This window comes from Okeania sp. SIO2B3 (assembly GCF_010672525.1).
Taxonomy (GTDB): domain Bacteria; phylum Cyanobacteriota; class Cyanobacteriia; order Cyanobacteriales; family Microcoleaceae; genus Okeania.
In genome coordinates, this window is the sequence record NZ_JAAHGH010000008.1 from 1 (window position 1) to 10,113 (window position 10,113).

The 10,113-nt window shown below is 37.3% G+C and carries 8 protein-coding genes; 3 read left to right on the forward strand and 5 right to left on the reverse strand.

What is annotated here, in order from left to right; all coding sequences use genetic code 11:
* The 4 genes from F6K15_RS09350 to F6K15_RS09365 form a co-directional block, all read right to left on the reverse strand.
* Window positions 1–1,476 (reverse strand): AAA-like domain-containing protein (locus F6K15_RS09350; RefSeq protein WP_293060200.1); only part of this gene is annotated, 1,476 nt, incomplete at its 3' end.
* A 304-nt stretch (window positions 1,477–1,780) separates the two neighbouring features.
* Entirely contained in the window at window positions 1,781–2,146 is a 366-nt protein-coding gene (locus F6K15_RS09355) for a four helix bundle protein (RefSeq protein WP_293060203.1), read from the reverse strand.
* Between the two features lie 25 nt (window positions 2,147–2,171).
* Complete coding sequence (locus F6K15_RS09360) at window positions 2,172–2,333, reverse strand: hypothetical protein (RefSeq protein WP_293060205.1); 162 nt, start codon at window positions 2,331–2,333, stop codon at window positions 2,172–2,174.
* Window positions 2,330–3,631: an AAA-like domain-containing protein gene (locus F6K15_RS09365; protein ID WP_293060207.1), complete on the reverse strand. Its 1,302-nt coding sequence runs from the start codon at window positions 3,629–3,631 to the stop codon at window positions 2,330–2,332. Before F6K15_RS09365 ends, F6K15_RS09360 begins: the two co-directional genes overlap by 4 nt.
* A gap of 1,012 nt (window positions 3,632–4,643) precedes the next feature.
* On the opposite strand from F6K15_RS09365, the gene F6K15_RS09370 reads away from it, so the two are divergent.
* The 3 genes from F6K15_RS09370 (at window position 4,644) to F6K15_RS09380 (ending at window position 9,460) form a co-directional block, all read left to right on the forward strand.
* A complete protein-coding gene (locus F6K15_RS09370) occupies window positions 4,644–6,680 on the forward strand; it encodes a DUF6851 domain-containing protein (protein ID WP_293060210.1) in 2,037 nt (678 codons plus the stop codon).
* A 518-nt stretch (window positions 6,681–7,198) separates the two neighbouring features.
* A complete protein-coding gene (locus F6K15_RS09375; protein ID WP_293060212.1) occupies window positions 7,199–7,723 on the forward strand; it encodes a ferric reductase-like transmembrane domain-containing protein in 525 nt (174 codons plus the stop codon).
* A gap of 315 nt (window positions 7,724–8,038) precedes the next feature.
* Window positions 8,039–9,460: a WD40 repeat domain-containing protein gene (locus F6K15_RS09380; RefSeq protein WP_293060215.1), complete on the forward strand. Its 1,422-nt coding sequence runs from the start codon at window positions 8,039–8,041 to the stop codon at window positions 9,458–9,460.
* Window positions 9,461–9,566: 106 nt separating this feature from the next.
* Here the strand turns inward: F6K15_RS09380 and F6K15_RS09385 are convergent, their stop codons facing one another.
* A complete protein-coding gene (locus F6K15_RS09385; RefSeq protein ID WP_293060217.1) occupies window positions 9,567–9,947 on the reverse strand; it encodes a hypothetical protein in 381 nt (126 codons plus the stop codon).
* Between the last annotated feature and the right edge of the window lie 166 nt (window positions 9,948–10,113).

Consider the following 10,113-nt stretch of genomic DNA (forward strand, 5'->3'; position numbering starts at 1 on the left):
AAAATCAATATGTAATTCCTTAATTCCTTCGTCCAAACCCGCTTCTAATACATCGCAAACAGCTTCAGTTATTTCCGATAGCCTATTCTTGCAGATTTTTATACCATATTTAGAGGAAATTTCCCATGGTGGTGGTTGCCGATCGCCTCGTTCATCAAACCTGGGTGGTGGTGGTTGCCGATCGCCTCGTTCATCAAACCTGGGTGGTGGAAGTTGGCGATCTGCGAGGGGAAGTTGACTCTGCATCAAGCGATCAGAGTCATTTAATTCAAGTTTTTGTTGCCGCCATCCCAAAGCAAGTAAACTAATAACTCCTCCCCAAACTAAACTAGGATAAACAAAACGCATCCACTTTTTTTTAGGAGTCTGTTTATCCCGATCTTTTGCTAAAATTGCCAACTGTTCCTCAATCCAATTTAGATTAAAAATTGTCCGATAAATTTTGTTAAAAACAACTAATTTATCTTGTTTTTTTACAACTATTCCTGACAAACGTAGTACCATTTGTATTCGACTTTCATCAGTTTTAACTCCTCCCCGCAGCAGAATTTTTCTATATAGTCTCAGTAACTCAGGCGTGAGTTGATTTTGATTAAGTAAATGATGACGAATATATGTTAAATGAGTGGGATAATCTTTTTCCTGCCAATATGTCAAAATATATTCTTCTACTAACTTATCAATATCCGGCTCAGTACTATCTGTATGATCGACAATAATTTGACAAAGTTTTTGAGTTAAAAATGGTTGACCCCCAGTCCAATCAAAAACTCGCCGTAAAATAATTTCCGGCTCTTCTACTATTCCTATTAATCCCTGAGTTAAATTTTTTCCTTCTTGAAAATTTAATGCTGTTAATTCAATCGGATGACCAATATTAAAGGGAGTATGTCTCCCATCTCTAATTAAATCTTCTGGAGTTGCTACTCCAAAAAAACAAAAAATCAGCCGATGATAATCACATTTTTCATCCTCAGCTCGGCGATTATAACAAGAGCGAATAAAAGCTAAAAATTCATTTTTAAAGGGTAAATTTACCAGTAAATCAATTTCATCCAGAAAAATATAAATTTTTTCAGTGGAAAAATTCACAAATAAAATCTCTTCAATAAATCTAGCCAAACGCTGGATATTTGTAAAACTTTGATAACCTTCAATCCAGTCTTGATAATTAATGCTATAAGCTAAACCAAATCCCCGAAATAGTTCTTCTAAAAAACCGTCATACCAAGATTGTTTTTGAATAGAAAAATCACCTAATCTACTCATATCTATTGCCGCACATTTACAACCTTGAGACCGTAATTTTTTCATAACTTTTACTCGCAAACTGGACTTACCCATTTGACGAGCATTAAACACATAACAATATTCTCCACTTTGGAGTTTTTCATATAATTCTGCATCTTGTTTTCTCACTACATAAGTAGGGTCATTAGCGGATAAACCCCCACCACTTAATTTATAACTAACCATAATTTTATAAGAAGGAGACAGGAGACAGGAGACAGGAGACAGGAGGGAGTAAGAAGGAGATTTAAGAAGGAGACAGGAGACGGGAGGAAGAGGGAGTAACAAGGAGATAGGAGGAAGAGGGAGATTTAAGAAGAAGACAGTAGGAAGAGGGAGATTTAAGAAGAAGACAGGACTTACGCAAATTCACCTTCAAAGCGCCATATGTAGGGGCTAATGGCATTCGCCCTCACTCTATTTAGTGTCCGTAGGAGACAGGAGTCATAAAACAAGAAACAGGAGTCATAAAACAGGAGGAATTAGGAGATTATCTGCGTTGTTCAATTGCATTTATATACGAATCTAATAGTTTACTGACTTCTTCTAGATCCAGTAGAAGTTTTGAAGTATCTCCATATCCAAGGTCATTTGCCAAAATTAGGTAATACCGACTTTCTTCTAATGAACCTTGTGCAATATTCAAAAATCGGATTTTATCTGCTAGACCCTTTTTTCTAAAGCCTTCTACTATATTAGCTGGTACTGATACGGATGCTCGTCTTAACTGACTTGTTAATCCATAGGTTTCTGTTTTTGGGAAATTGCTGCTAAAACCATAGACATCTAAAACAAGTTGATGTGCTTTTTGCCAAACTATTAAATCTCGAAAGTTTTTAGCAGGTTCTCTTTTCATTGTGACTCCTGATTCCATCTTCAAACTACGCTCCAAAAAGCATCATTCTAACTCCTAACTTCCAAAAAGCCAACTCCTGACTTCTAACTCCTTCTTCCACCTCCTGACTCCTTCTTCCAACTCCTGACTCCTTCTTCCAACTCCTGACTCCTTCTTCCAACTCCTGTCTCCTGACTCCTTCTTTCATCCCAACCTTTCCTGAAAATATTGTCGATATAACTGACAACGAGGTTCAGCATCATCACCTTTAATTGTAATTAATCCCATAGCTTCTAGTTGATGTAATTCTCGATTTTTATTGGGTAAACGTACTGGAGAATTACTTTGTAATATTTTGTGAAAAACTGCTTTAATATTTGTCTTTTCTAATATGGTTTCTAAATGTCTACTTAGATGTTCTTGATAAATTCCGCTTCCAGTAGAAGCATATTTTAATAGTTCTGTAATAGTTAATTCATCCTGAGACATTTTGTACAACCCTAATCTGATTAAATAAGGATGTCCTCCCACCATTGACATTAAAGGAGCAACTACTTTTGACTCTAATTGATGTAAATATGCTAACTGAGTTACCTGCTCTAATGTAAATTCTTTTAACTCTATAGGTAAACCAACATTAAAAGGAGATTGATAAATATTTAATTTGCCATGATATTCTGTGGAATAAGCAATAATCATTCGTAGATTTTCCCAAATTTCTAAGTTATTGCTTTCTTCATACCAACTTCTTAACATGGCAAAAAAATCTTTGGATATTTCTGGATAGTTAAAAATTTCATCCACTTCATCTAAGAGTAATACTACTTCTTGCTCTAAATGATATAGTAGTGCTTCAAATTCTTGAGTGCAAGATATTTTAGCATTGTGATTATCCCAAATTTTCCAGCTTGGACTATCCGTAAACCTACTTTTGATATTTTTGTTAAATGCTTTCAGAAAATTATTAATATTGCTGATATTTTCCGGTTCAATTAGGCTATCAAATCTGAGATAAATCGGAATATATTTATTATTATTTGCTTTTGCTTGTATCCTCCGCAACAGAGAAGTTTTACCCATTTGTTTTGGTGCTTTTATTCTCACTAGCGAACCAGGATCTTCTATTTTTTCATAACATTCAGACTCAATAGAACAACGTTTAATTCGATAACGTTCTATATAAAAAGGAGAATCTGGTTTTTCTGGTCTACCAGGAAGAATAATTTTGTTAGTCTTAAAACCATAGTTAACTCTTAACTGAGGATCAACTAAATTTGATTGATATTTGCTGAATGTTTCCAATAAAAATTCCCGAAATGAACTATGATTCTTGGGTAGATTAAATTTCGTAGCGATCGCCTTTAATTTTTTCCCTACATTTGATGTATCCCATTTCATTGACTGAGCAATTTGTTCATATTTATTACCTGCCAAAAATAAACTTAATGTTTTTACTTCATCATCTGCCAAGCCAGAGTAAATATGTTCAAAAATTTGTTTATTCATAATTTTTTATTTAACTAAAATTAATAGTAAATATGCGTTTAATTTTCTCAGAAATTCCTAATAAGAAAAATATTTTTCTTAAAACTTTTAATAAAGAGTAATATACAGCGGATTTCAGGTATATCAAATACAGAGATTAACAATTAAATGTTTGTAGTGCGGGCATCTTGCCCGCTATAGCATCTTGCCCGCGACGGGTGTACCTAATTAAAGTGGAATCTGCTGTATTTATTTTCTTATTTATACAGAAATTAAATTTAGCTAAGGTCGTTTAAATTAAGATAACTTAATAACTATTAGAAAGTCAAGATTAACATTGATTCACATTAAAATTACAGCTAATATATTTTTCTGTTCTTTCCTTCTGCTTTCTGCCTTCTGCCTTCTGCCTTTTTAAGCTTAAGAGAAACCTTAACTACTGGATAATATCATGTCCGGATAATCAGTGATAAAAAAACCTTTTCCCTTCTAACCTTTTCTTTCCTTCTACCTTTTCCCCCCTTTTTTATCCCCCTCCCGTCCCCCTTGGAAAGGGGGAAGCCAGAAGATGCTTCGCTTTTGGTTTGAAGGGGGGTAGGGGGGATACATAGCCGCCTTACTTCCTCATGCATTGTAAGTATTCAACCGGACATGATATAAAATGTGAATCATATTTTCAGGAAAATTCCTTGTTATCCACTGAATGTGAAAATATTTTCACATTGATTAGCAATTAATTCATTTCTCTAGTTAGTGAAAATTTCAGGTGAAATTTACTGTCATTTATTCCCCATTTTGAATTTGGCTAAATTAAGATTATTTGTAAAGGGAAGAAAGATAATTTTAATCCAAGCTGATAGCTTTTAGATTAGAATAAGTTAAGAAAAAATCATTAACTTGCCATTATCTCAAAAAAGTCTCTTGCCTAATAGCTGATTATTTCACAGCCTTACTGCTGGGTATTCATTGGACTAAACAAAATAATTGCTTCCCTAATTCCCCTTTCACAATAATCAGGAATGTAGAAAAAAAGATGAACTCATTATTAGAAGAACAGCAAAATTTTGACTCTGAAGATACTAATAATAACATCAATCTCACCCTCGATCCGGAAACTCAACTCGTAACAGTAGATGACTCTTCACCCAGTATTTCCGTTTTATGGGACCGAGCAGTACAACAAGCAGTTATCAATACTTCCCCAGGCCCAACCATTGCTTCCCGTGCTTATGCGATCGTACACACAGCTATCTACGATGCTTGGAGCGCTTACGACCCATTAGCAGTAGGAACTCAACTAGAAGATGACCTACAACGTCCCCTGTCAGAAAACACCGATGCCAACAAAACTGAAGCCATGAGTTTTGCTGCTTATCGAGTACTCTCAGAATTATTTCCCACTGAGACAGACATTTTCAACGAATTGATGGCTGAACTTGGGTATGACCCTAACAACACAACCACTGACACTACTACTCCTGCTGGTATTGGTAACGTTGCCGCCGAAGCACTATTAACATTCCGTCGAAATGATGGCTCCAACCAACTAGGAAATGACCCCAATGGTGACGGTACTCCCTACTCCGACATCAGTGACTATGAACCGACTAATCCCATTGGAGACCCCATTGACATCGAATCATGGACTCCCGAAACAATTCCCATTGATGCTGAACCCGGTGAAGAAGAGCGAGTGCAAACATTCCTCACTCCTCAGTGGGGTGATGTAATACCTTTTAGTCTCGCTTCAGGAGATGTATTTCGACCAACAGCACCAGAACCATTTTTGCTAGTAGATGGTGAAGTAGACTTGGAAGCACGCACCATTACTCTAGCAGACGGTTCAGTTATCGAAATCACTCCAGATATTATTGGCACTATTATTAATCCTGCATTCATTGAGCAAACAGAAGAAGTTATAGCAATTAGTGCTAACCTCACAGACGAACAAAAGTTAGTTGCAGAATTTTGGGAAGATGGCGGTGGTACATCCTTCCCCCCTGGAACTTGGATGACTTTCGGCCAATTTGTCTCAGCTAGAGATGACAATACATTAGATGAGGATGTCAAACTCTTTTTTAACTTGGGCAACGCAGTATTTGATGCCGGAATTGCCACTTGGGAATCTAAAACTTTTTATGATTATGCTCGTCCAGTACGAACAGTGCGCGAACTAGGGGAACTAGGATTAATTGGCGAATTTAATCCAGAGCTTGGTGGTTTTGCCATCGATGCTTGGGCAGGTCCTGGAGAAGGAACTCAAACTATTTTGGCAACTGATTTTCTCACCTATCAAACTCCTGGTGGAGACCCTTCACCTCCTTTTGCAGAATATGTATCTGGTCATAGTACCTTCAGTGCTGCTGCTGCTGAAATTCTACAACTTTTTACTGGTAGCGATGATTTTGGTGCTTCGATAACTTTTCAAGTTGGTGAGTCTCGTTTTGAACCTGGTGTGACACCAGAAGAACCTATAACTTTGGAGTGGGCAACTTTTAGTGAAGCTGCTGATGAAGCTGGTATTTCTCGTCTTTATGGTGGTATTCACTTTGAAGATGGCGACCTAAATGGTAGAGCATTGGGGCAACAGGTAGCGGAAAGTGTCTGGCAAGAAACTCAGTTAGCGATCGCTCCTAATGTCACTATCGGTACAGATGAGGATGATGATTTAATCGGGACAACTGCAAATAATCTCTTGTATGGAAATAGGGGTAATGATATCATCCAAAGTTTAGATGGTAACGACTTGCTTCATGGAGGCAAAGGTGACGATCTACTTGATGGTGGTCTAGGAGATGATATTATTAGTGGTCAGCTCGGTGATGATATTCTCACTGGTGGACTTGGTGGGGATATGTTTGAATTCGGGTTTGGTGATGGTGACAATATTATCACTGATTTTGAAGATGGAATAGATGTTATTGGTTTAGGGGATGGTCTGAGTTTCGAGCAGTTGACAATTTCTCAGATAGGAAATGACACTCGCATTAGTACTCAAAGACTTTCCATTACATTACAGGGTGTACAAGACAGCGCGATCGGTATTGATGATTTTCTTGAGATTGTTTGAGAAATATCATCAGGAGTCATTTCAGTTATCAGTTATCAGTTATCAGTACCTCTTTCCTTTTTCCTTATGCTATAAAAGCTTTGCAATTTATAGTTCAGGACTTACCCATGAGGTACGAAATATCTCAAGATGAACGCAGTTTTACTTTGACACATAGTCTTTTGACAAATTTATGAAAATATGATACCAGGTACTAGAAAAAATAAGGAGATACTATGTTATATTATCAAAACTTACGCATGAGCTACGAAAAACTAGGATTTGAGATGGCTATCCGTTCCGGACTGCTGCGCAAACCCTATGGGTCGCTTCGGACGAAAATACGTTGTATTGCATAAGTCCTAATTATCTCCGGATAAGAGCGCGATAGAACTCCGTTCCGCTTACGCGACCAAAAAACTTTCCCCTTCTTCTACTGTTCTTCCTCTTCCTTATTCCATCTCCTGTCTCCTGTCTCCTGTCTCCTGACTCCTTCTTCCATCTCCTGACTCCTCCGTCGTTATTTTATAGAACCGAACATGATATTAGATACAGCACCATTTGCTAACTACTTAGGTTTATTCGGATTAATATGCTATATCCTCACTTTACTACCAACAATTTTGAGGATTGTTTTTCCCATAACCAAAAAAACAGAACTTCCTAAATTTTTATTAAAATATCGTCGTCAAATAGGTGTAATTGCTTTTTTATTTGCTCTTGGTCATGGAGTTTTGCTACTTAGCAAAAGAAACTTTGATATTTTTGATTCCCAAACATATTCGATATATGCAACAGGAGTAGTTACTTTAATTGTTTTCGCACTCCTAGCAATTACTTCTAATGATTGGAGCATCAAAAAAATGAAGAAAAATTGGAAGAAATTACATCAATTGACATACTTTGCCATGTTTATTTTAGTCTGGCACGTCATATACACAATGTGGGGTCATTGGAGCCATATCACCCCATTAGGAGTAATCGGAATTACTGGCACCACAATTTTATTTATTGCTAGAAAACTAATAGAGCACAACAAAAAATCAGCAAAAATAAAAGCCTAAAATTAAACAAGACTTACGCAAATTGACTTTGAAACTACCATCTGTAGGGGCGAATGGCATTCGCCCTCATATAAAATCCGGTTATACAATAATCGCAAAATTACTTCCTCAACAAAGCCGATGTTAATCATAAATATGAATTGAAAAATTCATGCTCATTAATCCAATATTCTCCTGACTTCCCCTCCTGGGAGGGGTTAGGGGTGGGTTAACTCCTGAGTCCTAAGCGATACGATAACTAATTACCCGGATTCTATATCACTCAATTTAATGTCCGTGCGTAAATCCTGCAATAGCAAAAATTAATCATCAGCTTTGCCATATATAGAAATGTCAGAATTAAAATCTATGCTAACCCCACAACAGTTCCGTCAATATGCCACAATAATAGCAGCAACTACTGTGACAAATATTAGTGGGTTGTGGTTGTGGCGATCGCTTTCAACACCAACTACAAACTTGACTCAGGAACCAGAAAAAACAACTCTACCCTCCCTTACTCTTTCCGGACACAAAGGATGGGTATATGCAGTTGCTATCAGTCCAGATGGTAAAACCATGGCCAGCAGCGGTTATGATGGCACAATTAAAATTTGGAACTTCAGCAATGGTCAGTTGCTTAATACCATAGATGCTCACAAAGATGCGATCGAATCTCTTGCCATTAGTTCAGATGGAGAAGTCCTCGCCAGTGGTAGTTGGGATAACCGCATCAAACTTTGGCATCTTGCCAATGGCAAACTCATTCAAACCCTCGAAGGTCATCGCGATGATGTGAAAGCTATAGCTATTAGCGTTGATGGTCAGACTCTTGCTAGCGGAAGTTATGATGGCACAATCAAAATTTGGAATCTTAAAACTGGATCTGTTGAGCGGAATTTTAAACATTCCAGTCCCATTACATCTCTCGCTTTTAGTCCAGATGGAGAAATGCTTGCTAGTGGGAGTAAAAATGGTCAAATTCAAACTTGGCAAGTGAATACAGGTAAACCACTCCACTCATTAGCAGCACATAAAAACACAGTTTGGGCGATCGCTTTCAGTCCCGATGGCAAAATCCTTGCTAGTGGGAGTCAAGACCAAAAAGTTAAGTTATGGCAAGTAGAAACTGGTCAACTTCTATGCACTCTAGACGGACATGACAAAGCAGTTTTATCTGTTGCTTTTAGTCCCGATAGTCAGACTCTTGCTAGTAGTAGTTACGACAAAAAAATTCATCTGTGGGACGTAGATACAGAAGAAATACTAGAAACATTGAAAGGTCATGCTAAACCTGTTTGGTCCGTAAATTTTAGCCCAGATGGGCAAACTCTTGCCAGTGGAGGTGCCGATAGCACAATTAAACTTTGGTCTATGTCTGCTTTGAGTAATAAACAGTTACAGAATACAACTGCCTCATCTGCTTTGGTAGAAGTTGTTGCGTCAGAGATTACTAATAGAGCTAAGTTAGAAGAGTTAAACCAAAAATTGTATGACAAAATTGACCAAAGTTGGGAACAAACACCAGTATGGTACGAAGATTTACTTTTTTGCATCACAGTTAACGTTGATGGAGCGATCGCCAAATTAGAAATGATGAATGAACCTGCTAATAAATATGCAGAGCAAACACCTTTACCCAAGTTATTCAATACTGCTAAATCTGAAATTACCGAGCAAAAGTCTGTTGCTTTATTCCGAGTGGTGATGACTCCAACAGGTGTACTAGAAGTTAGTCCTTGGTCTGGTTGGTTATAGTGTCAGGACTTACGCAAATTAACCTTGAAAGCGCCGTATGTAGGATCGTAATTTGGGTGCTAGATCGATGCTATCAATGAAAATAAATATAACTAAATTCGATAGATTATCTTCTCAAGTCGTATGTCCAGTAAGCGGTGCTGAGTTTGAGAGTGTCATCAAAGGAGTAATTGACAGCAATAATTCGTAGTCCTCTTAGTTTATCGGTAAATCTTTCGTAGGGTGTATATTTGAGATTTTTATCTAATAGCGTCCAGGTTTTGGCTCCGGAATGATATTGGAATTTACCGTAAGTTATGGCGAGTTTAATCATGTCCCAATTAATTGCTCTTTGTTGCAACCGTCGGTTAAAGTGATTGTGGTCTTTTGCACAAGAGAAAATTTCAATTTTTGGGAGGAATTTGATTATTTCGTCGGAGCTAACTAATTGATTTAATTGTTTCTTGAATTTCATTGCTTTTACCTTGGCTAATTTAACTAAAGCCATGGTAAAAGCGCTCCAAAATCAAAGTAAATTGGATATAAATAAATAAAAATAAATGCTGTTAAAGGGAGTCAGGACTTACGCATAACCATATATAGTAGGGGCGAATGGCATTCGCCCTCTACTGGCATTCGCCCTCTACAATTAGAGTATCACCTTACATTTTGCG

Bases quoted from the DNA above. Each gene is read 5' to 3' on its own strand.
- F6K15_RS09365 (WP_293060207.1), bottom strand. From the start codon at position 3,631: ATGAATAAACAAATTTTTGAACATATTTACTCTGGCTTGGCAGATGAT.
- F6K15_RS09385 (WP_293060217.1), bottom strand. From the start codon at position 9,947: ATGGCTTTAGTTAAATTAGCCAAGGTAAAAGCAATGAAATTCAAGAAA.
- F6K15_RS09355 (WP_293060203.1), bottom strand. From the start codon at position 2,146: ATGAAAAGAGAACCTGCTAAAAACTTTCGAGATTTAATAGTTTGGCAA.
- F6K15_RS09360 (WP_293060205.1), bottom strand. From the start codon at position 2,333: ATGAAAGAAGGAGTCAGGAGACAGGAGTTGGAAGAAGGAGTCAGGAGT.
- F6K15_RS09370 (WP_293060210.1), top strand. From the start codon at position 4,644: ATGAACTCATTATTAGAAGAACAGCAAAATTTTGACTCTGAAGATACT.
- F6K15_RS09375 (WP_293060212.1), top strand. From the start codon at position 7,199: ATGATATTAGATACAGCACCATTTGCTAACTACTTAGGTTTATTCGGA.